The 23,418-nt window shown below is 26.4% G+C and carries 23 protein-coding genes and 1 tRNA gene; 3 read left to right on the top strand and 21 right to left on the bottom strand.

The window, feature by feature from the left end; translation table 4 throughout:
* Positions 1-45 precede the first annotated feature (45 nt).
* From EELLY_RS03685 to EELLY_RS03630, 12 genes are all read right to left on the bottom strand, one after another.
* Positions 46-810: a TIGR00282 family metallophosphoesterase gene (locus EELLY_RS03685; protein WP_104206108.1), complete on the bottom strand. Its 765-nt coding sequence runs from the start codon at positions 808-810 to the stop codon at positions 46-48.
* Entirely contained in the window at positions 810-1,130 is a 321-nt protein-coding gene (ylxM, locus tag EELLY_RS03680; RefSeq protein ID WP_245859156.1) for a YlxM family DNA-binding protein, read from the bottom strand. Before ylxM ends, EELLY_RS03685 begins: the two co-directional genes overlap by 1 nt.
* Positions 1,120-2,388: a signal recognition particle-docking protein FtsY gene (gene ftsY, locus EELLY_RS03675; RefSeq protein ID WP_104206106.1), complete on the bottom strand. Its 1,269-nt coding sequence runs from the start codon at positions 2,386-2,388 to the stop codon at positions 1,120-1,122. Before ftsY ends, ylxM begins: the two co-directional genes overlap by 11 nt.
* A gap of 61 nt (positions 2,389-2,449) precedes the next feature.
* Positions 2,450-3,151: a phosphate signaling complex protein PhoU gene (phoU, locus tag EELLY_RS03670; RefSeq protein ID WP_104206210.1), complete on the bottom strand. Its 702-nt coding sequence runs from the start codon at positions 3,149-3,151 to the stop codon at positions 2,450-2,452.
* Position 3,152: 1 nt separating this feature from the next.
* Positions 3,153-3,965, bottom strand: a complete 813-nt coding sequence (gene pstB / locus EELLY_RS03665) for a phosphate ABC transporter ATP-binding protein PstB (protein WP_104206105.1) — start codon at positions 3,963-3,965, stop codon at positions 3,153-3,155.
* Between the two features lies 1 nt (position 3,966).
* Positions 3,967-6,093, bottom strand: a complete 2,127-nt coding sequence (gene pstA / locus EELLY_RS03660; protein ID WP_104206104.1) for a phosphate ABC transporter permease PstA — start codon at positions 6,091-6,093, stop codon at positions 3,967-3,969.
* A gap of 10 nt (positions 6,094-6,103) precedes the next feature.
* Complete coding sequence (ptsS, locus tag EELLY_RS03655) at positions 6,104-7,210, bottom strand: phosphate ABC transporter substrate-binding protein (RefSeq protein ID WP_104206103.1); 1,107 nt, start codon at positions 7,208-7,210, stop codon at positions 6,104-6,106.
* Positions 7,211-7,404: 194 nt separating this feature from the next.
* Positions 7,405-10,383, bottom strand: coding sequence for an AAA family ATPase (locus tag EELLY_RS03650; RefSeq protein ID WP_104206102.1), 2,979 nt, complete (start codon positions 10,381-10,383; stop codon positions 7,405-7,407).
* A 27-nt stretch (positions 10,384-10,410) separates the two neighbouring features.
* Positions 10,411-11,109 (bottom strand): ribonuclease III, encoded by a 699-nt coding sequence (gene rnc / locus EELLY_RS03645; protein WP_104206101.1) that lies wholly within the window; start codon positions 11,107-11,109, stop codon positions 10,411-10,413.
* Positions 11,109-12,110 carry a phosphate acyltransferase PlsX gene (plsX, locus tag EELLY_RS03640; protein ID WP_104206100.1) on the bottom strand — a complete coding sequence of 334 codons (1,002 nt, stop codon included), beginning with the start codon at positions 12,108-12,110 and terminating at the stop codon, positions 11,109-11,111. The genes rnc and plsX overlap by 1 nt, the downstream gene beginning before the upstream one ends.
* 61 nt (positions 12,111-12,171) lie before the next feature.
* Positions 12,172-13,818 (bottom strand): DAK2 domain-containing protein, encoded by a 1,647-nt coding sequence (locus EELLY_RS03635; protein ID WP_104206099.1) that lies wholly within the window; start codon positions 13,816-13,818, stop codon positions 12,172-12,174.
* A gap of 26 nt (positions 13,819-13,844) precedes the next feature.
* Positions 13,845-14,156: an Asp23/Gls24 family envelope stress response protein gene (locus tag EELLY_RS03630; protein WP_104206098.1), complete on the bottom strand. Its 312-nt coding sequence runs from the start codon at positions 14,154-14,156 to the stop codon at positions 13,845-13,847.
* 145 nt (positions 14,157-14,301) lie between these two features.
* Between EELLY_RS03630 and rpmB the strand changes: the two genes are divergently transcribed.
* Positions 14,302-14,502 (top strand): 50S ribosomal protein L28, encoded by a 201-nt coding sequence (rpmB, locus tag EELLY_RS03625; RefSeq protein WP_104206097.1) that lies wholly within the window; start codon positions 14,302-14,304, stop codon positions 14,500-14,502.
* A 25-nt stretch (positions 14,503-14,527) separates the two neighbouring features.
* Here the strand turns inward: rpmB and EELLY_RS03620 are convergent, their stop codons facing one another.
* Positions 14,528-15,121, bottom strand: coding sequence for a hypothetical protein (locus tag EELLY_RS03620; protein ID WP_104206096.1), 594 nt, complete (start codon positions 15,119-15,121; stop codon positions 14,528-14,530).
* A gap of 51 nt (positions 15,122-15,172) precedes the next feature.
* On the opposite strand from EELLY_RS03620, the gene EELLY_RS03615 reads away from it, so the two are divergent.
* Together EELLY_RS03615 and EELLY_RS03610 are read left to right on the top strand one after the other, a co-directional pair.
* A tRNA-Leu gene (locus EELLY_RS03615) sits at positions 15,173-15,257 on the top strand.
* A 79-nt stretch (positions 15,258-15,336) separates the two neighbouring features.
* The gene (locus tag EELLY_RS03610) at positions 15,337-15,768 is read left to right on the top strand and encodes a hypothetical protein (protein WP_104206095.1); all 432 of its coding nucleotides are present in this window, start codon (positions 15,337-15,339) and stop codon (positions 15,766-15,768) included.
* A 22-nt stretch (positions 15,769-15,790) separates the two neighbouring features.
* Here EELLY_RS03610 and EELLY_RS03605 read toward each other — a convergent pair whose 3' ends face one another.
* The 8 genes from EELLY_RS03605 to mgtE are packed head-to-tail and all read right to left on the bottom strand — an operon-like array spanning position 15,791 to position 23,392.
* A complete protein-coding gene (locus tag EELLY_RS03605) occupies positions 15,791-16,414 on the bottom strand; it encodes a thiamine diphosphokinase (protein WP_104206094.1) in 624 nt (207 codons plus the stop codon).
* The gene (gene rpe, locus EELLY_RS03600; RefSeq protein ID WP_104206093.1) at positions 16,407-17,078 is read right to left on the bottom strand and encodes a ribulose-phosphate 3-epimerase; all 672 of its coding nucleotides are present in this window, start codon (positions 17,076-17,078) and stop codon (positions 16,407-16,409) included. Before rpe ends, EELLY_RS03605 begins: the two co-directional genes overlap by 8 nt.
* Positions 17,078-17,974, bottom strand: coding sequence for a ribosome small subunit-dependent GTPase A (rsgA, locus tag EELLY_RS03595; RefSeq protein ID WP_104206092.1), 897 nt, complete (start codon positions 17,972-17,974; stop codon positions 17,078-17,080). Before rsgA ends, rpe begins: the two co-directional genes overlap by 1 nt.
* 7 nt (positions 17,975-17,981) lie before the next feature.
* Positions 17,982-19,139: a serine/threonine-protein kinase gene (locus tag EELLY_RS03590; RefSeq protein WP_104206091.1), complete on the bottom strand. Its 1,158-nt coding sequence runs from the start codon at positions 19,137-19,139 to the stop codon at positions 17,982-17,984.
* Positions 19,140-19,143: 4 nt separating this feature from the next.
* Complete coding sequence (locus EELLY_RS03585; protein WP_104206090.1) at positions 19,144-19,908, bottom strand: PP2C family protein-serine/threonine phosphatase; 765 nt, start codon at positions 19,906-19,908, stop codon at positions 19,144-19,146.
* A 37-nt stretch (positions 19,909-19,945) separates the two neighbouring features.
* Positions 19,946-21,271 (bottom strand): hypothetical protein, encoded by a 1,326-nt coding sequence (locus EELLY_RS03580; protein ID WP_104206089.1) that lies wholly within the window; start codon positions 21,269-21,271, stop codon positions 19,946-19,948.
* A gap of 50 nt (positions 21,272-21,321) precedes the next feature.
* On the bottom strand, positions 21,322-21,993 hold the full coding sequence (gene trmB, locus EELLY_RS03575; RefSeq protein WP_104206088.1) for a tRNA (guanosine(46)-N7)-methyltransferase TrmB: 672 nt from the start codon (positions 21,991-21,993) through the stop codon (positions 21,322-21,324).
* A 1-nt stretch (position 21,994) separates the two neighbouring features.
* A complete protein-coding gene (mgtE, locus tag EELLY_RS03570; protein WP_104206087.1) occupies positions 21,995-23,392 on the bottom strand; it encodes a magnesium transporter in 1,398 nt (465 codons plus the stop codon).
* Positions 23,393-23,418: the final 26 nt, after the last annotated feature.

Raw genomic sequence — 23,418 nt, 5'->3', positions numbered from 1 at the left:
ACAAAAAAACGATTTGCATCTGTTAAATGAGCAGATACAAAACATTTACTTTTTAATTCTTTTTATTGACTGAGCTTTAAATAGTTTATCATCAATGTCAATAACAACACCATTAAGTTCAGCTTTACCTTTTGCAGGTTCAAACTTTACCATTAATCCAGTTCTTTGTTTGTAAATTGCTTGTTCTGGTTCAACACCAATAACTGAGTTAATGACACCACTCATCCCTATATCAGTAATGAAAGCAGTTCCTTTAGGCAATATTCTTTCATCTGCTGTTGCTACGTGTGTGTGTGTGCCAACAAGAGCAGTTATAATTCCATCATAATTTAATGCGAATGCAATTTTTTCAGCAGTGGTTTCTGCATGAAAGTCAACTAATAAAATATCATAATGCAACTCAAGAGATAAAAAATCATCCATGGCTTCATAAACATTATTTGAAGGTTCCATAAAATTGTTGCCCATTAAATTTAATACACAAACATCAATTCCATTTTTATTAACAATAACATAACCATTACCTGGGGTATGATACATGTTTAATGGCTTTAAGAGATCATCATGTTTTGTAATATAATCCAAAACTTCTTTATTTTTAAAAATGTGATTACCGCTTGTGATAACATCTACGTGATTATTTTTATAGAAATTATAATGATCATAAGAAATAGATTTACCATGTGTTGTATTCTCACCATTAACAACTACAAAATCTATTTTTCTCTCTTTAATAATATTGTTTATTTCTTTTTGAAAAATATCTCTGCCTGCTTTGGCATATATATCACCAATCATTAATACTTTCATTAGTTTATTTCCTTTATTTTTTGCAATATTTCATTTATTTTCGAATTATCAGATTCATATTGATTTACAAGTAAATTAATTTTTTCTTTTTTTTCACTTAATTTTAACTTTGATTCTAAATCTTCAAGTATATTAATTATCTTATTAATGGCATCATGAACAGCTGTTTTTGAAACCGACTTTTCATCAGCTATTTCTTGAAAACTTAAATCTTCTGCAAAATATAGTTCAAAGTACTCAACTTGTTTATCAGTTAATAAATTTTTATAACAATCAAATAGCTTTGAAATTTCAATATTTTTTTCTACTCTATTTTTCATCATTATTGTCTTCCATGAATCCTACAGTTAAACCATATATATATTCATCAACGTCAAATTGGACCAAGTCGTCAACTTGTTCACCAATACCAACTAATTTAACTGGTATATCTAATTCATCTTTTATAGCTAAAGCTATGCCACCTTTACTTGTACCATCCATTTTAGTTAAAACGATTCCACTGACTTCAGCAACACCGTCAAACTCTTTTGCTTGAATAACCCCATTTTGCCCAGTTGTTGCATCAATAACTAAAAATAACTCATGAGGAGCTTTTCTATCTTCTTGTCTTATTATTTGATACATTTTTTCTAATTCTTTCATTAGATTAACTTTATTTTGCAATCTACCTGCTGTGTCAATTAATAGTAAATCATATTTTTCATTTTTTGCTTTTTCATATGCATCATATACAACTGATGCAGGGTCTTGATTTTGTTTCAACCCTTTTATTAAATCAACTTTATTATTTAATCTTGTTGAAATTCATTCTTCTAATTGTTCAACAGCTCCAGCTCTGAAAGTGTCGGCAGCTGCAATTAAAACTTTTTTACCTTGTTTAGCATAAAAATTAGCTATCTTAGATAATGATGTGGTTTTTCCAGTTCCATTAACTCCAATTACCATAAATACATTTAATCTATTGTCTTCAAAATTAATAGGTTTTATTTTTTTGCCCTCATTGTAAAAGTTGTAGATTTCTTCAACAAGAGTCTCTTTAAAACCTTCTTCAGAGGTAGTTGATTTAATTTTTTTTCTTAATGAATTAGAAATTTTTAAAACCATTTTTATGCCCATATCAGTTTTAATTAATACTTCTTCTAATTCTTCAAAAAAATCATCATCCATTTTTTTATACTTTTTAGATAGTTTTTTAATATCTTTTGAAAATGATAATGAAGAATTAGCAATTGCTTTTTCTACTTTTTGAGTTTTTTCTTTTTTCTTTTGATTTTGAAGTTCAATTTTTTTAGCTAGTTTTTTTGCTTTTTGCTTTTGTTTAAAATCAATACTTTTTTCTTTAACCACGATTTCTGGTTTAAAAAATGTTGGTGGAATTTTTAAAACATCAGCGGTGTCTTCAAGAATCACTTCTTCTGAAAGTTTTTTATTAATGGAATCTAATTTAATTTTAGCTTCTTTCGCATAGTTTTTTTTAACTATTTCATTTTCAATTTTATTATTATTAAAATCACTTTCAAATTGGTCATTTTTCTTTTTAGTTATTTTTTGTTTTAAATTACTTCAAAAACTCATAATTGCCTCATGTCTATTTTTAATATTTTACCAAATAAAAAAGTCTTATACCAAGACTTTTTTAACTTATAGTTGAGTTTGTAAATAATAGCATACTTTCAAATAAATCATTTGTTTCTTCAAACTTACCAATACGCATGAAAGAAACAATTTCTTGAACAGTCAATAAGTGATCTCCTGCTCGCTCTAAATTTTTCAACTGCAAAATTGCAGCTGATATCTCACTAGTTTCTTCTTTTGTTTTTGCTTTTTTTAGTACTGATATTAAATGTTTGTATGCTTCAGAAAATTCTTCATTAATTTTTTTTTCAATTTCCATAACTTTTATAACTTGGTCAGAATTGTAATTAATAAAAAAATCTGAAAAAGCGTCTAACATATCAACAACTAATTGAAACATTGTCATAATCGAAGTTGCATGTGCTTTAGAAGGTTTATATTTATTGAAAAAAATACAAAGTTTTTTAGCATAGTTTGCAATTATCTCAATTTCACGAGCTAATAAAATTCCACCAACTGCCATTCTTAAATCTTTTGCTACTAATTGCTGTTTTGCTATTTTTCATAAAGCTGTTGAAGTAAACTCATTAAGCATATTGTTAATAATTTTGTCATGCTCAACTATCATCATAGCTTTTGATTCATCACCAAAATTTAAAATTTCAAAAGTTTCTGCATATTGAATTTTCGTTTCATTTATCATTTTTTCAAGCATGTCTTTTATTTGCAACATATCTTTATCTAAAATTTTATTTGTTGGCATATTAATCACCATACCTTCCTGAAATGTAATCTTCTGTTCTTGGATCTTTTGGATTTGTAAACAATCTTCTAGTTCTATTGTACTCTATTAATTCTCCTTTTAAAAAATATGCTGTTCTATCACTGATGCGTGTAGCTTGTTGCAAGGAGTGAGTAACCAAGACAATAGTATATTCTTTTTTAAGCTCAACTATTAAATCCTCTATTTTTAAAGTTGCTATTGGGTCAAGAGCTGATGTTGGTTCATCCATTAGCAATATTTTTGGTTTCATTGCAATTGCTCTTGCAATACATAATCTTTGTTGTTGACCACCAGACAATCCTGTTGCGGAATCGTTTAGTTTATCTTTAACCTCTTCTCAAAGTGCAGCTTTTCTTAAAGAATCTTCACATAATTGATCAAGTACTTTTTTGGCTTTAACTCCTTGTGATTTTGGACCATAAATTACATTTTCATAAATAGATAAAGGAAATGGATTAGGTTTTTGAAAAACCATACCAACTTCAGTTCTTAGTTTTGATATATCAATATTATTCGAATATATATTTTGACCAAAAACATTAATTTCACCTTTGCCACTTACTCCATTAAATAAATCATTCATTCTGTTAATAGATCTTAATAAAGTTGATTTACCACAACCAGATGGACCAATAAAAGCTGTTATAGTTTTTTCTTTAATTTTTAAATTTATATCAAATAAAGCTTGTTTGTGTTTTGAGTAAAAGAAATTAAAATCTTTTATCTCAATAACTTCTGTGAACTTTTGATGTTTTGTTTCAACAATTGGCGTGTTATTTAATTGAGTAGCCATATTAATCCACCTTCTTTCCTTTTTTAATTTGTCTATACTTGTGGTTTCTTTTAAATCAATTAATTGTATTATTTGGAGCATTTCTAAAAAATCCAATAAAACTATTTCACTGTAACTTTATTTGTTTTTCAAATAGCATAAATCTATATTTAAATGATGGTTTAGTCGCATTTTTAAGCATAACTTTTTTATCTTTAAAATTAAGCTTTAGTTTTTTGGATTTTTGTACCAATAAAGATGAGATATTACCAGCTGTAAAATTTAAAACTATGATAAATGATATTGTAATTAATGCTAGTAAATAAAGAGTATCTTGTGATTCGCTAGGAATACCTTCTGCAACTATCATATAAATACTTGTAGTTAGTGTAGTTCCTTGAGATAAAAAACCTTCTGTTGGTAACTGAATATCAGTCCCCAAAGTTAAATATATAGGAGCTGATTCTCCTATAATTTTAGCCATAGCTAAAATTGTTCCTGTAACAATACCCTCAATGGCATTTGGTAATATGACTTTAAATAAAACTTTTGTTCTACCCATCCCTAAACCAATTGCAGCTTCTCTAAATTGTGTAGGAACATCATTTATTGAAGTTTCAAAATTTGATATTAACATAGGCATAACAACCAAAGTCATTGTAAGAGATGCTGCTAAAATACTAAATGGCAGTCCTAAAAAAACAATAAATATCGTTAGACCAATAATTCCAAATACAATTGAAGGCGTAGATGCTAATAAGTTAATTAAGAATCTGAAAACTTTTGTTGAGAAAGCTTTTTTATTTGCATACTCAGAAAGATAAATTGAACCCGCTAGCGCTAAGGGAATAGCAAATATAAGAACACCTAATACCAAGATCAATGTTGTTAATAGAGCAGCCAATATACCATCTCCACCATCAATACTCATAAATAATTGAGGTGATCTTAATCCTATTAAACCTCTAATAATTACATCGCCTAAAATTCAAAATGTAAATGAAATAACTATAGCAGTTGATATTCACATAAGAATGAGCATTAAAGCTGAATAACTTTTCTTAGAAAATTTATTTTCTGATTTAGATGAAATCATCATTTTCATCATTCTAGAATCATATGTTATTTTACGTTTTTTAACTTTTGCATTTGAATCATAATCATTGAACTCAATATTTGATTTTCTTTGACTTCAAGTTTTCTTTCAACTTTCAGCATTAGAAACTATTAAAATAACCAAATTTATTAAAAACACAATAATAAACAATATTAAACCAATAGCAAACAATGCTGATTTATGAGTAGCACCGCTATTCTCTGTCATTTCTAATCCAATTGTTGCAGCAAGTGTTCTAATAGATGAAAATAAGAAACCACTTACTCCTCCATCTACGATTAAACCATGAGTTGAATTACCAGCAATCATCATGATTGCCATAGTTTCACCAATAACTCTTGCCATACCTAAAATAACAGCTGTTATTATTTGTGGAGTTGCTGATTTTCTAATAATTCTAAATGTTGTTTTTTCTTTTGATATACCCAAAGCTAAACTACCAAGTCGATAACCTTCTGGAACTGCTTTAATTGCATTATAACTTAAAGAGATCATTGTTGGTGCTGCCATAAATGTCATTGTTACAGCAGCTACTAGTAAGTTATCATTATTAGGAGCACCCATTAATTGAAATAAACTACCTATTTGATCTCTTGCAAAAAGTCCAAAAATAACAGATGGTACACTAGCAAGTAATTTAACAATTCCCATAACTCTTTTTTGCATTTTTTCAGAAAGATATTCACTTATAAAAAGTGTTGTAAAGATAGTTAAAGGAACAGCAAATAACATTGTTATTCCTAAAAGAGATATAGTCATTAGTGCAATCATGCCAATTTCATAACTACCTTTTCCGTCTTTTCCAGGCACTCAATTAGTTCCTGATAAAAATTTTCATAAGTTAAAATTTTCACTTTTAAATAAAGGAACTGATTGAACAATAATAAATATTAGTGTTGAAACAAAACCAATCAAAACTATTGATGTTAAACAATAAATAAAGTATTTAAAAAACTTAGAAAGAAAAAATTCTTTAACTTTTAAATTTTTAATTTTGAAATTATTGTTTTCTTTCATATTTTTTATTGTCATAAATTTCTTTCTATGAAGATTTAGTTTTTATTGTTTTTTGAAGTCCAGCATCTTCGTAATGTTTAAGAGAGTTTTCACTAGCGCACATTCAAAATATAAAGTCTAGTGCTCTTCAAAAATTTTTATTGGATTTATCAACTTTTATTATTGCAATAAAAGGTCTAGTTAATGGATAACCTTCTTTATTTTTTTCTTCACTCTTGTTTAAATTTCAAGTGTCTTCACCTTTTTTAACAATTACTGCTTTAACATCTTTAGTTAAGTTTTGACCATATAACATAGATACAAAACCTATAGAACCAGGTGAATGAATTAATTGCCCATATATTGCCCCATTGGAATTATATTCTTTTGCTGCTTGACCAGGATTTATTCCGCCTGTTAAGTTACTAAAAGAACTTCTTGTTCCAGAACCACTTGTAGACGTGTAGGGAATAATTTTTTTGTTAGAAACTTTTTCAGCTTCTGCTTGTGAGTTTAGTATTGTTGGATTTTTAGATGCTAAATATTTTGCCAGTTTTTTTCATGTTCAAAGTTCTTTTGTATCATTATTTTGGTATATGTTTTTAAGAATTTCAATGCCTTGATCATCAATAGTATTTTGATCAGTAATGCCAAAGCTAAATTCTATACCAGTATTATCTAAAAATTCACCAAACCCTGTATCTTTGTCATTATAAACAAAAACAAATGAATCTTTTGCTAACTCAACGCTTCTATAGGTTCCATTTTGAATAGTTTCATCTTTTTTTATAAACTCACTATAAGAATGTTGATTATCATTAGTCCATTTTTCAGCCCCATCTTTAAAAAATTGATCATTTTCACTTACAGGTTGAACTTCTCAATCTGTTGGATTAATACTTTTTGATATAAACCCTGTTTCATAAACATCAGCTTTCACATTTGTTATACCAGCCCCACTTCCAGTTGCTGAGTATACAAAATATTTCTTATCTTCTGTTTTGTACTCATTAGTAAATTTTTTTAATAACGGTTGTACACTTGCACTACCACCAATACTAATAGAGTTAGTTGGAACAGCTAAAGTTCATGTCCATAGCCCAATAACAGCACCAATGATAACGACAAGCACTAAGAAAAGTTTTTTACTCATTATTCCCCTTTTTTATTTAATTAAAAATCGGTCTTTAATATTAATAATATTATATAACAATTTAATTAAATTTTATAAATATAACATCTTTTAAGATAAGAACTTAAAAAGACAGAAAATGTGCTTTTTATTAAAAAGTATTTGCAATAAAATAAAAGTAAAAAATAAGCTTTAAAAAGCTATTTTTACTTTTATTAATTTTTTAAAAGTTTTTTAATTACGTCTCATTTCAAATCAAGGTTAACAATTTTTGTAATACCTTTAGTTTGCATTGTAACACCAAACAATATATCACAGTTTTCCATTGTACCTTCACGGTGAGTAACAATGATAAATTGAGTTACATCTACAAATTCACGCACATATTTAGCAAATCTTGTAACATTAGCAACATCAAGTGGAGCTTCAACTTCATCAAGAATAACTAATGGTAAAGGTCTTACTTTTAAAATTGAAAATAAGACTGATAATGCAACAAGTGATTTTTCACCACCAGACAATAAATTAATATTTTGGATTATCTTTCCTGGTGGCTGAACATCAATGTCTATACCTGTTTCTAAAATATTATCAGGGTCAGTGTAAATTAAAGTTGCAGTTCCCCCATTAAATAGTTTTTTAAACGCTTCTGGTAATGCAGCATTAACATCGTCAACAATTTTTTTAAATTGTGTTTTCATTTCTATATCAATATCAGCGATAATACTTTCAAGTTTTTCAATAGCTTCTTGTATATCTTTTAGCTGAACATCATAATAGTCAAAGCGTTCTTGTTCACCTTTGTATTCTTCAATTGAATCTATTGAAACATCTCCAATTTCTTTTAATTCCATTGATAATTCTAAAATTCTAGCTCGAGTTTGCTCAACATTTTCAATTACATCAAAACTCATTTCTCTTACAGCATCTAAATTTAAATTATACTTTTCTGATAACTTCTGTAATATTATAATATTAGTATTTTCCATCATATTTAAATCTGATTTTACTGACGCTAAAGTATCTTTTCATTCATTTAAAATATTACGTTTTTCTTTGTTATCTTTGTTAATTTCATGTTGACGATCAGAATTTTGAGTGCGCGAATTTGAAAGGATATTTAATTTAACTGAAATTTCATTTCTTTGCGACTCAAGTTTTGCAATTTCTCTAGATATTCTAATTGATTCAGATTCATTTGAAAATGATGTATTTTTATCCGCATATAATTCTTTACCTGTAAGAATTTTGTAATTTTCTGATAGAACTTCTAAATTAGACTCTAAACTGGTTATTGAAAACTTTGAAACTTTAATGTTAGACATTATTTCTTGAATCTTTGCAGAAGATTTTTCCCTTGATTCTCTTAACCCATTAAACTCTTTTTGATAATCTTCATATAAATTATTTAAAGTTTGAATGTTTTTAGCTATTGTTTCAGGGTTAATTGATTCATCTACTCTTTTAGCAGCAAATATATTTGTAGCCTTGCTTACTGAACCACCGCTCATAGCACCTCTAGGCATAACTCGCTGACCATCTAATGAAACAATCCCGTATCTATAATTAATGCTTCTTCCAAGTCTAACAGCATCATCAAAAGTTTTAGTAACAATAGCTGTACCATAAATATAATCTAAAACAACTTGACAGTTTTCTTTTATTTCAACAAGTTCATTAGCAAAACCAATAAAACCAGGAGCTTTTTTAATAACTTGTTTTTGTGCTTCAGCTATTGAAGATGGATTTAAAGTGTTAACTGGCAATGCATTAACTCTTCCAAAATTGTTTCTTTTTAAAAACTCAATTGCTTTTTTAGCATCTTCATCGGTTTTAAAAACAACAGATTGTAAATGATTACCTGTAATTAAACTAAAAGCTACATGATATTCTTCTTTTACACTAATTAAAGATTCAACAGTTCCAACAACACCAGAAAGTCTGTTTTTGTTTTCAATAATGTTTTTAGCACCAGAACTTGCAGAAATACTTGAAGTTCTTGCCCTTTGATTGATGTCATCAAGTTTAAACTGCAATCTGTTTTTTTCAGACTCAATTTCTTGTCTTTTTAAATGTATTCTTTCAAAAGAATCACTGATTTGATCATATTCTCTTTTAGCTTCTTTTTCTTGCGCTTCAAAAGAAGCAACCAAATCCTTTTCGCTATGTAACGAAATAGTTTTTTCATCATATTCTTTTTTAAGATTGATTGCTTTAATTTCATCAATATTTGCTTCAGAATGTTTTTCTGACTCTTTTGAATCAACTTTTTGTTTTTGTGTTTTAAGACTAGCTACTCTTTCAACAATCTTTTGGAATGAACTATTAAGTTCATTTATTTCAATATCAGTTGATGAAGATTTTGATAGCATAACGTCTAATTCATCTTGAGATAAATTAATTTCATTAGCCAATTTTTCCGTTTTAATTTCTAAACTTCTTTTTGCAGTTCTTAATTTTTCAAGTTCAACTTCATAAGTTAAAGCATCTTTTGCTAAAACAGCAAGCTCAATGTTTTGTAATTCTTCAGCTAAGTGTTTATATTTTTCAGCTTTTTCAGCTTTCTTTTTTAAAGTTGGAAGTCTACGGCCTATTTCATCTGATATATCTTTTATTCTCAAAAGATTGTCACTAGCTTTTTCAAGTTTTCTTTGAGTTTCTAATTTTCTTTTCTTATATTTAGCAACTCCAGCTGCTTCATCAAAAATTTCTCTTCTTACATCAGGTTTTGCTTCTGCAAATCTAGAAATTGTTCCTTGAGAAATAATTGCTATTGATGATTTTGTCAAACCAGTTTCTAATGCAATATCTTGTATATCTCTTAGTTTACATTTAACACCATTAATATAAAATTCACTTTCTCTATTTTTTTTAGAGAATTTTCTTGTTATTTCAACTATGTCTGTTGAAAGAGTTGAAAAAATATCTCTTTGGTTATCAAAAACCAAAGTTACTTCTGCATATTCAGCAGCTGGTCGACCAACACTACCAGAAAATACAATATCGTCCATATTTGAACCACGCAAAGACTTATTAGATTGCTCACCAAGAGCTCATCTAATTGAATCAGTAATGTTTGACTTACCTGACCCATTAGGTCCAACAACACCTATCATTTCTTTTGTGAAATTTAAAATAGTTGTATCTGCAAACGATTTAAAACCAGTAGCTCTTATTTGTTTTAAAAATAACATTAATACTCCTTTTTAATTCTTTTTTAATTATAATTTATTTTTACTTGTTTTAATCAATTTTAACAAACAGTCTTTTGCTGCATTCTGTGAGGCTTCTTGTTTAGAAAAACCTTTACCTATACCATATCTAATCCCGTCAAGATTAACACTAACTGTGTATTCAATTTTATTATCTTGCTCAATTGCTTTACTAGATTCTATTTTATATTCTAAATCGCTTCTTATTTCTGCTTGAATTATTTCTTGTAGCTCAGATTTATAATCATGAGTCATAGAGTCAATATTATTATTTTTTAAAAACTCAATCATTGTGTCAAAAAGTCATTTTTCTAATACTTCTTCTGACTGATCTAAAAATATTGCTGCTGTTACTGATTCAAATACATCTGCTAAAATAGAAGATTTTTCATAACCTTTAGATTTTAATTCACCTTGCCCTAATCGAATCATTCTACCTAATCCAATTTTTTTTGAAATTTCAGCGAGTGTTTCTTGCCTAACTAAGTCAGATCTAGTTTTAGTTAATTTTCCTTCTTTAAACTGTTTTAAATTTAAGTATAAGTATTTTGAAACATATAATTGTAGTACTGCGTCTCCAAGAAATTCTAACCTTTGATATGTGTAATTCAAATGTTTTTCATTAGAATAAGAATTGTGCGTTAAAGCTGTTATAAATAACTCTTCATTATTAATTATAATTCCAAAATTTTTAAAAAAATTTTTCATTAAAAATTACCAGCTTTTCTTTTTATTTTATTTAAAACATCATTTTCAACAGCATCACAAGTCATTCTTAAAGTTCCTTTTCAAGATTTCACATCACTTGAACCATGAGTTTTGAAGGCTATACCATCAGCACCTATCAACAATGCTCCTGAATGATTTTTATAATCAAATTTTTCACCAACAGCTTTAAAAGATTTTTTTAAAGTTAAAGCCTTGATTTTTTTAATAAAAGATGACGTTAACTCTTTTTTTATTTCGTTCATCAATATTTTAGAAGCACCTTCTAATGATTTTAGGGCCATGTTTCCTGTATAACCATCTGTTATAATAATATCAACTTGACCTGAAAGGATTTCTCTTGCTTCCATGTTTCCTAAAAAGTTTATAAAAGGATCAGCAGATAAAGCTTTAAATGCTTCTTTTTGAAGTAAAGTACCTTTTGTTTCTTCGACACCAATATTAAGTAATGTTGTTTGAGGGTTTGAAACTTTTAACACTTCTTGAGAATAAACAGTTGCCATTTTAGCAAAACCTAATAAATCTTCTTCATCACATTCCATATTAGCGCCAACATCTAATAATAAAGTAACTTTATTTTTTATTGCAGTTGGGATAGTGGGCATAAATCCAGCTCTTTTTATGCCTTCAATTTCACCTAAAATAAAATGAGAACCAGCTATAAAGGCTGCAGAGTTTCCAGCTGTAATCATTGCATCAATTTCCTTTGCTTTAAGTAATTCCAAAACTTTAACCATTGAAGAATTTCTTTTTCTTCTGATATCCATTATTGAACCACGCATATCAATAAATTCTGTGGTAGGATATATAGAAAATCTATTTGAATCTATTTTATACTTTGCTAGCGCTGATTTTATTTCTTCTTCATTTCCAACAAAAACTAAAAAAAGTTCTTTTCTAGTTTTTATAAATTCACTTGCTGCTTGAATAGCAACTTCAACACCATTGTCACTTCCCATGACATCATAACCTATTTTGTACATAATTTTTCCCTTTACTTTATTTTATAAATATAAAACACCTATCTTAAAATAGGTGTTTTAATTATTCTATAGCAATTATAAAACTATAAACTTTTTGACCACCCTCGATGATTTCGTATTCAACATCACAATTTTCATCTAAAAATTTTCTTAATTGACTAACATTTTTTGAAGAAGCATCTTGACCTACAAAAATAGTTATCATTTCTGTTTTAGAAGTTATATATCTTGATAAGTGTTTTTCAAAAACTGATGAGATTTCAGAAGTTGTCCCAACAATTTTACCATCTACAATTGCCATTTGTTGATCTTTTTTGACAGTTATTCCGTTAACAACTGAATCTTTTGCAGCTTGAGAAATTTGAAATGATATAACGTTTTTAATTGCAGCAGTTAAGGCTTTTGTTATTTTTACAACTGTATTAGAAGGATCAAATGATATTGACGAAACCATACCTTGCTGAATTGTTTTTGTTGGAACAACAACAACTTTAGACTTTAACTCTTCTTTTTCTGCTTGCTTAGCAGTCAGTAGAACATTTCCATTATTAGGCATTAAGAAAACGGTTTTAGCATCTACTTCTTCAATGGCTTTTAAAAAGTCGTTTGTTGAAGGATTCATTTTTGAACCACCATTAATAGCAATGTCAATTCCCAATTCTTTTTCAAAATACTTTTTCATTTCTTCTGATGGTACAACAGCAATTGTTGCAACTTCATTTACTAATTTTCTTTCTGAAACTACAGTTGTTTTTTCTTCTCATTGTCTATCATCAGAAGATTTAACTTGTTTATCAGCTTGCAAATTCATGTTTTCAACTTTAATAGTTTTAAAATCACCATACTGTTGTAAAAACATTAATATTTGACCTGGACTTAAAGCATGTGTATGAACTTTTAAAATGTCTTCATCAATAACTACAACTATTGATGTGTTTCCATAAATTTGAAGCTGATCTCTAATTGCACTAACTTCCAATTTAGAAATCCAATTTTCATTAAGCATTACAATACCCTCAGTACAATAACCAAATTCAGTCTCAATATCCATTTCGATATTTCCACCTTCATTTAACTCAAGTTTATCAGTTTTTGAAATAATTTCATTTTTTTGAAATACTGAATTCATTCCTTCAAAAAATTTCATTAAACCATAAGCTCCAGAATCAACAACTCCGACATCTTTTAATGCTTGCAATAAATTTGGGGTATTTTCTAAAGCTTCATTACCTATTGTTATAATTTTTTTTCATAAAGCTTTTAAATCAACAGAGTCATCTACTGATTGAATTTGATCTGCAATTTCTCTTATAACAGTTAGTATTGTTCCTTCAACTGGTTTCATAACTGCTTTATAAGCAATATTTTTAGCTTCAGCAAAGCCTTTTTTTCATTCATGTGTGGAAAGTTCTGTTGAACTTTGCATTCCTTTTGCTAAACCCTTAATTATTTGAGAAAATATTACACCAGAGTTACCTCTGGCCCCCATAATTAAACCTCTTGAAAATGAATTTAAAAAATCTCCAACACTTTTAAAATCAATGTCTTTAACATCTTTATAAGCATTTGTTGTTGTTAAGTTCATATTAGTCCCAGTGTCGCCATCAGGTACAGGGAATACATTTAATTTATCGATGTAAGGGTAGTTGTTATATAAATTATTAACCGCACTTGTAATTGAGTCTATTAATATTGTTAAATTCTTCATTTTTTCTCTCTCTGTCTCTTTATGTTTTATGCTAAATCGTCAACAACGATATCAGCCATATATTTAACTGTGAATTTAGACATTTTTTCTAATTCGTATTTTACTCTAATTTGAATTTCTTTTAAAACATCCCTAATATTAACGCCAGACAATATAATCACATGTATTCTAAATCGATTTATATTATCTGTATTTGTAAATTCAATAGCTTTTTCAATTTCACTAGTTGGTAGTTCATCTCTGCTATCTGCATTAAAGTTAGAAAATGAAACTACTCCAGGAACAGTAACAATAGCATCTTTTATTACTTTCATAACAGATTCATCTATGCTATTCATGAACATCACCTAACTTTCGCTTTATATATTTTACCAAAAATGAATTAAGAAATTTAATAAAATGTTAATAATTGTTGTTTTTTGGTTTATTTTTTAGTATCATTTTTTAGTATATCTATTTACAAAAAGAGCAGGGGTGAATACAATGGCAAGAAAAGATATGTTAACAGGAAAAGGTCCTTTATCTGGAAATTCTAGATCACACGCCTTAAATGCAACTAAAAGAAAATGAAATTTAAATTTACAAAAAGTTAAAGTTATGGATGAAAATGGTCAATTATTTACAATTAAAGTTTCAGCCAGAACATTAAGAACATTAAAAAAACAAAACTTAATCGTTGAATAGAAAACATCTTCTCGATGTTTTTTTATTAAGTTTTTTTTCAAACTTGTTTTAAAGCTATTTTCAGCTCTTCTTTTGATGCTTGTTTTATTTGTCCAATTGAGTATAATCTATTAGTTTTTAAGTAATCAATTATGAATATATTATCTAATAAAGCTTTTTCAGCTTTTTCATAAATCTTATGTGTATTAGTTTCATAAGTAGAGCTATTTTTAACTTTTTTATAAACATACAAAGAATAGTCATCATATAATTCTCTTAGTTCCTTTGTGATTTCTTCGTTTGTTGATAGATCAATTTTTTTCAATTCTCAAGAAGCCTTTAAATGATCGTTATTTTCTTTTAAACCTAATGAAGTTTTTTTTATCAAAATAAATGATACTCACAAACCAATTAAATTTAAAGAATTTGCAAATAAAATCAAAGTTATAAAGTTAAAGTTCTTTTTTTTATAATCAATTGAATAAAAAACAACAAACGAGATTAATGATAAAATAATAAAAATTATTAGTGAGTATATATATGGACTTTTTACAACTATCAGCAAAATTATTAACAAAAAACATCAGCAAATAAGTGCAATATAATTAAATAAATGTAACAATAAAAAATTTTTATTCATATTTCGCTCCTTTAATATAATTTTATCAAAAAAGTATTATAATTTGTTTATGCCCTCTTGGCGGAATAGGCAGACGCATCAGATTCAAAATCTGACGAGGAAACTCGTATCGGTTCGACCCCGATAGAGGGCACCAATTAAAACATCAACCGATTTATATCGGTTTTTATTTTTTTAAATATGCTAAAATTATAAATAATAAGAGGTTTTAATATATGCCATGGAAAATAAATAAAACTGTTTCAGAAGTTATTGTTATATATGATGAATTAGGAAGTTTTATAACTCAAGAAGATGCAGTTAATGAAGCTAAAAAACTTGCAAGAGAATTTAAATTAATTGTCAGAATATTTGCTAATGAAGACGAACAAACACAAGAACTAATGACAATTGACTACACTAGTTTTTTTAATTCTAAAGAAATGGTTGAAAGAACAACAAGCGAATTAAAGCTTGCCAAAGCTGAAAAAAATGTTGCCATTTTAGAATTAGAACAAAGAATACAAGAACATAAAAAAAATAAAAATTCTAATGAAAGAGTAGCTTTAAAAGAAAAAATTAAAAGCTCAAAAATTAGGTTAAAAAAAGCAGAATTAAAATTAAGGGCTGCTAAAAAAAGATATAAACTCATAAGTTCAAAAAAATAAAAAATCACAAATTTGTGATTTTTTATTTACTCGCTATAACTATTATTTCTTTACTAGTTGATATAATTGGGTTTTGGTTAATTATTAACGCATTTGATATACATTTATTATCAAAACTATTAAATTCAAAATCCTTTACATTATATTTCATATTTTTAATTGAAATTTTGGTGTGACTAATTGCAAAAAAACTAATGTAAGTATAAATTTCAAAATTACTAAAACTCAACTCATTAATGCCTTTAGGTAATTTTTGGATTAAAGTTTCATCATTAACGAATTTTATGTCATAGTTCTTAACTAAGTTTATAGCTGACAATGACATGTCATATCTTTTGGTTTGTTTACTAATAAACACAATTGGTGCATTAGGGTACATTTCCTTTGCTTTTAAAATTGCAAGTTCTCCATCCAAATAGTCCTTTTCGCAATTTTGAACATCAATTTTAATTGCATAATCTTTAATTATTGCTAATTCTGCTGGCAAAACTCTATCAAAATCTGAAATAGCTAAATCTATTTTTATTTTTTTAGATATTAAATCTAAACATCCTCTTTCAACACCAATAATAAAATTATTATGATTATTAAACATGTTTAAATTAATATTCGATTCTGAACAAACTATGAGCACTCTTTTAATCATTTAATTTTTCCAAACTAATTTCAAAGTTACTTGATTCGAATAAATAACTACCTGCAACCACAATGTCAGCTCCTGCTTTAGAAACAATTTTACAAGTAGTTTCGTTAATTCCTCCATCAACTTCAATTGTGTAGTCAAGATTTTTTTCTTTTCTTATTTTTTTTAAATATTCTATTTTATTTATACATGATTCTAAAAATGCCTGTCCACCAAAACCAGGATGAACGCTCATCACTAAAATATTTTCAATTTTTTTTAAATAAGGATTAACTTCTTCAACCGGCGTATTAGGAGATATAGCTAAACTTGGTTTAATTTTGTTTTTTTTGCAAAGTTCTATAAAAATTTCTATTTGTTCTGTTTCCATTGATTCAATGTGCATAGTCATTATTAAAGGTTTGCACTTAATGAATTCATTAAAAAAATCAGAAAAATTTAAAGTTTTAACTTTAATCATAAAATGTATATCTATATTTAAATCGAATTGATTTGTTATATCTTTTAAAATTTTAGATCCAAAAGTTAAATTTGGAACAAAATCAAAGTCCATTACATCATAATGAATTATTTTAATACCTGCATCAACACATTTTTGTAACTCTTTTCTTAAGTCCAAGAAATCAGCAGACAAAATGCTAGGTGCTATTGTTAATGTTTTGTTCATTAATATTTTACCTTTCTTGATAAAAGTTCTTCATAAACCTTTTTATAATCATCATACATGAATAATGGCATATTTCCTTTATTTACTGCACTTTTAACTCCACATTTTTTTTCATGTATATGTGTACAATCTAAAAACTTACAATCACTTTTGTATAGTAAAAATGGTGAAAAAGTTTTTAATATGTCTTCAATTTTTATATCTTGTAATTCAAAAGATGAAAAACCTGGCGTATCAGCAATTAATAAATTATCATCTAAGCTATATATCTTTACAGATGTAGTTGTATGTTTACCTCTATTTAATTTAATAGATATTTCATTAGTTCTAATAACTTCATTAGGTAAAAAATGATTCAAAGTTGTTGATTTTCCAGCGCCAGTTTGACCTGTAAAAAATGAAACTTTATTTACTAGCAAAGATTTTAACTGCCCTAATTCTAATTTGTAATTTTGTTCATTTTTATTATCAAGAATAATAACATGAAAATCCAAATCTATATAATTCTTTATTTTATTCATTACTTCTTTGTACTCTTTTTTTACTTTTAATAAATCAAATTTAGTGAATAGCAATATTGGTTTAATTTTTTTTGCTTGACTTAGCATAATGTATTTATTTAAAATAAAAGATGAAAAAAGTGGTTCGTATAAAGAAGTAACTATTATTGCTTGATCTACATTAGCTATTTTTGGTCTATATAATAGATTAATTCTTTCTTTAATATCAATAATTTGTACTTCATTGTTTTTTAAAAATTCTAAAATAACATTGTCCCCAACAATTGGTGATAATTTTTTTTTAATATTGCCTTTGATTGATGCTGTATAAATTTGATTGAGCTCAGTTAAAACAGAACTAGAATTGCTATTTATTTGTATTATTTTTGCTTTCATAAACTCCTTATAGTAGGTTTATAACCAATAAAAAGGTAAACATAAAAATAATAATAACTACAGCAGGCAACACAATTTTTTTAAAGAACTTTTTATTAAAAGATATGAATACTTCATTTTCTGGATTTTTATAAATTTTGTCTTCACTTTTTAATGTGTTTTGCTTATAATTTTTTTCGACTTTTTCTTTTTTTTCTAACTTCATTAAATCGTTGTAAACTTCTGTTGCAGTGCCATATCTATCCTCAGGGTTTTTTTCTAAACATTTCATAATAATGTTTTCTAAACTATTACTAATTTTTGGATTTATATGTGATGGTAAAATGAATTTTTTAATTAATGTTTGATTTAAGAAAAAATCTTGAATACTTTTACCTTTTTCTTTTGATAGAGAAAAAGATTGGTCATGTGCTTTAATAATTGATGTTCCTGTAGCTGTTTCATACATCATAACTCCAAACGAATAAATATCTGCTTGATAAGATGATAAATCTTCTAATTTAGTTGCGTCTAAAATTTGTTCAGGGGAAGAATATCTAGGAGTCCCAGGTGAGCTTGGTTTTTTTGTTTTTTGTAAATTTCCATCTTCACTAACAAAACCTTTAATATGTGAGATACCAAAATCAGTAATTTTTATTTTATTATTACTTGTTAGCAATATATTATCTGGTTTTAAATCTCTATGAATCATTTTCATATCATGCATCCCTTGTATTGCAAGAGCAATTTCACTGAAGTAATATATTATTTCTTCATAAGTTAAAATAGAACTAGTTTCTTTAATTAAATCTTTAAAAGATTTACCATCAACATATTCCATAACTATAAATAATAACTTATTTCATTCAAAAGAATCTTTAATGTTAACAACTCTACTGTTAAAAATCTGATTAGAATACTTTTTAATTTCATCTTTGATTTCAGATTCTATTATTTTATTTTTTTCAGTTTTTGATTTTGGTAACACCATTATTTTAATCGCAACAAACTCATTTTTAGAAGTTTTACTGTCAAGCAAATCTTTAGCTTTGTAAACAACACCAAAAGTACCCTTCCCAATTTGATCCATTAAAATGTACCTATTAGAAACTTTAAGATTAACAAACTCGTTTTCTTCCAATTCATCAACTCTTGTTATTTTTTCTATTTCAATCGGACTTCTCATAATTTTAATCTCCTGATGCCTCAACTATTAGTAAAGAAAGATTATCAGTAGACAAATTTTTTAAAGCATATGAAACTATTTCTTTTGCTTTTGTTTTTAGTCTGCTTTTTTCTAAAACCATTTCTTTAAGGGTAACTTCATCAATATAATCATGAACACCATCAGTTGTTAAAACATATGTTCCAATAGGTTCTTTAATTAAATATGTATCTATTTTTAAATTTTTATTTGGCCCAAGAGCACTTGTTAAAACTTTTCAATAGGTTAGTTCATTAAACTTAGCGCCTAAAAACTTTTTAATTTCTTTTTTCTTTTCCTCTTTATTTTTTGTGTCATTTCATAAATTTTGATCTTTAGTTACTTGTGATATTTTATTTTTGCTTATTTTGTAAGTTCTAGAGTCCCCTACATTAACAACGAATGCTTTTTTATTTACAAATAAAATTGCAGTTAATGTTGTGCCCATATCTTTAGTTTCAATGTTGATGTTGCTATATTCTTTCATTTCTTTAAGTATTTGTTTTATTGAATTTCTTAATCAAACATTTATTTCACTATCTGTGAAATTAGATAAATCTACTTCATGAAAGTTTTTTAATAATAACTCAACTGCCATTTTTGATGCAATTTCACCATGTGCATGACCACCCATACCATCACACACTACAGAAATCGAAGATCCATTCTTTTTATCTAAAAAACCAATAAAATCTTGGTTTGATTTTCTATAATTACCAATATTAGTGATTCCTTCGATTTTAAACTTCATCGTTTTCCCCTTTAATCTATATTTTATTTTAACACTTTTATTTTTTAATAAACTTAACATAAAAATTTTTAAGCAAAACTGCAAAACATAAAATTAAAGCTGAAGAAATCGAAATTGCAAATAGTATAAATGATTTAGTGTTATTTTTACTCGTTTTTTCTTTTATCGTTTCATATCCTAAATTTTCTTTATCAAACTCATCTTTAGAATCCTTTAAATCTTCTTTAGGTATTAAAATTTCTTTATCAATATAAGGGTTATTTAAAGATGTGACTTTTATAACTAATGAATCTTTTATATTTTTGCAATCTGAATATATTTGATAAGAATCTGTATTTATTTTTCTAATTTTTAAATACTCTTTAAATCAAATTTCTTGGTTAAACAATTCATCAAAAACTTTTTGTTCATTTAAATTGTTTTTTGGAGTTTTAGTTTGTAACTGAAGATTGATACCTATTTGATCAACGTATATTTCTTGGTTAAAAGCTATTTTTATTATTGGTTCTGTCAGTGATTTAAAAAAAGTATCTTTTTTAATGTTATCTGAGTACAAAATTTTTTTCCATATTACATGCCTAAAATTTGAACTAATTTCGTTTAGTATATTTAGCTCTTGTGTTTGAAAATTTTCAATCTTATAAAAATAATTAAAAATTACAGGGTCAACTTTTTGTATTTTTAATAGGGTTATTATTTTTTTATTAACTTCTTCATTAATTTTTTCTAAAGTGCTTAATATTAATTTGGGTTGATAAGTTAATTCGACTATCTGATTCTCTAAAAATAATAACTCTTCTTTTGGTTTAAATGAAACTTTTATATTTCTTATTTTCAGTGTTCTACTTTTAAAAATATTTTGGTTTCTGGTTCAAATTCTTAAAAAATCTTTGTGCACTAATTTCAAAGTAACTTTTCCGTCATCTTCAACAGTTAAATAAATTTCTGGGGTTATTTGCAAACTTTTAAAATTAACATTAAAATATTCTCTTGATTTTAAATAAAATTGTGAAATAGTTTGATCAGTTCATTCAGTTTTAACTACATCTAAATAAGAGTTTTTTTTATTATCATTAAATGTTACATTTTCTTCAAAAGTAATTTCAAGTTGGAATGAAAAATAAGCTTTTTTGTACTTTTCTAACTCTTTGATTTTAAATTTAAAATCATGAATGTATCCCAATTCTAAGTCTTCATTTTTTTCCAATTTTTCTTGTCTAAATATAAATTCATTATTAAATTGAACTGTAGGATAGTGTTTTTCATTATTTACAATTAATCTTGATTGCTCTTTTGAATGAAAAGTTTTTGTTGGAGTTGAAACATTAAATATTAAAAAAATAATTACTAGTAAAAGTTTCATATTAATACACCTCTTTTTCTTATTAATAAAAAAACTTGCAAAATAGCAAGTTAATTTGTCTTTTTAATAATTAATTTATTGATATTTTTACCCATTGCGTGAAATTTAGTTTCATACTCAGTAGCAACATTATTTTTTAATAGTATTGGTTCATTATATAAATCAGTTGTTTGACTAATAATTAATCAATGAGGGTTTTGATTTATTTGTTCAATTGCAAATTCAAAAAATACATCATTGTCTGTTTTAAATTCTATTGTTCCAAATTCTTTTAAAATATATGCATAAATCTTTAAAAAGTTATTATGCATTAACCTTTTTTTCTCATGCTTTGCTTTTGGTCAAGGATCTGAAAAATTTAAATATATTTTATCAATAGAATTTTTCTTAAATATAAAAGATAAATCTTCTGCAAAATAATTAAAGTATTTTAAATTACTCATTTCTTTATTGTTTTCTTTAAATAACTTTAGTGATCTTTTTAAAGCTACCCCGACAACTGTTGTCACTTTTTCCATTCCAATATAATTAATGTCAGCATTTTGTAAAGCTTGCTGAGAAATAAAACTACCTTTACCACATCCAATTTCTAATTGACATAATTGATTAGTTTGAAATAATGATCTTAAATTTAAAGCTTCATTTTCTTTTTCTCAAAAAATTAAATATTTTTTATTTGCTTTTAAAAATTCTCTAACTCAAGGTTTGTTTCTTAATCTCATATTAAACCAACAATACCAATCCAAAAAAGCACAAAACGCAAATAATATCTACAATAGTTGTAATTACTGGAGTTGAAAATACTGATGGGTCAATTTTCATTTTTTTAAAGATGATTGGGAGTATTACACCTAAAATGTTGCAAATTAAAACACAAATAAAAATACCTAGACTAGAATAAAGCATAACTTGCAATTGGGCTCTAGAAATTGATTGATCTTCTATCAAATAAACTATCGACAACCTTACAAGGTTGATTAAAACTAATGATATTGCTAATATTAAAGAAACCAAAGCCTCTTTAAGTAATATTTCTTTAATTTCTTTTTTATGAATTTGATTTAAAGACAAAGATCTTATTGTCATTAAAGATATTTGAGTTGATATTGTATTACACAAGCCTATAACAACAATAATAATAGGTACCATTAAAAGGAAAGGCTGGGTTTTATCTTCAAGTTTAATATTACTTAACGATAAAAATGTTGAAACTAAAATGTGAGTTATCACACCTAAAATCAATATCCCTGACAAAGATGTAATTCTTGATTTAAACATGTTAAATAATGAAGTTTCAAAATAATCAGAATCAACATCATCAGCATCTATGCCTGAAAAGTTTTGAATATCTTCTGTTGATTCTTCCACTAAAACATCAATTACATCATCAACAGTTATGATTCCAATTAATTCATTGTTTTTGTCAACCACTGGTAAAGTGTTAATATCATATCTTTTAAAATTATGAGCAACTTCTTCTTGCTTCATATCAACTGGAACACTAATTATTTTAGTTTGCATTAAATCTTTTAATAAAGCTTTAGGATCATTAATAATTAATTGTTTAATTTCTAATCAACCTAATAATTTATTAGATTTATTAATAACAAATAAATCATCTATTTCATCATAATCCTCATGCCTTCTTTTAATAGCTTTAATTGCCATCTCAACAGTCATGTCCTCTTGAAGTTCAGTAAAGTTAATACTCATAATAGCCCCAGCACTATATTCAGGGTATTTTAAAATATTATTAATATTTTTTCTAACATCTTGAGTTGTTGATTTCAAAATCTTTTTAACAACTTCACTTGGCATTTCATCAATTAAATCAATAATATCATCAGTGTATAACTCATCAATTATTTCTTTAATCTCATCCCCGTTAAAAGCTTGAATAATATATTCTTGATGGTCAGCATCTAAATAAGTAAAAATTTCTGCAGCTGTTTCAACTTCTAATAGTCTAAATATTTTTAAAACATCTTTTGATTCAAAACGCTCCATCGCTTCTGCAAAATCAACATATTGTGTATCTTTTGACATTTGTCTTAAAGATTTTAAATCTTTTGATTCTAAATATAATTTTAACTGTTGTTCTATTTGTTCTAAGGTTTGCATATTATTCTCTCTTATTTATTTTAAAA

The organism is Entomoplasma ellychniae, assembly GCF_002930155.1.
Taxonomy (GTDB): Bacteria; Bacillota_I; Bacilli_A; order Mycoplasmatales; family Mycoplasmataceae; genus Entomoplasma; species Entomoplasma ellychniae.
Note: the sequence above shows the minus strand (reverse complement) of the source record. Positions and strands in the feature narration are given on the sequence as shown.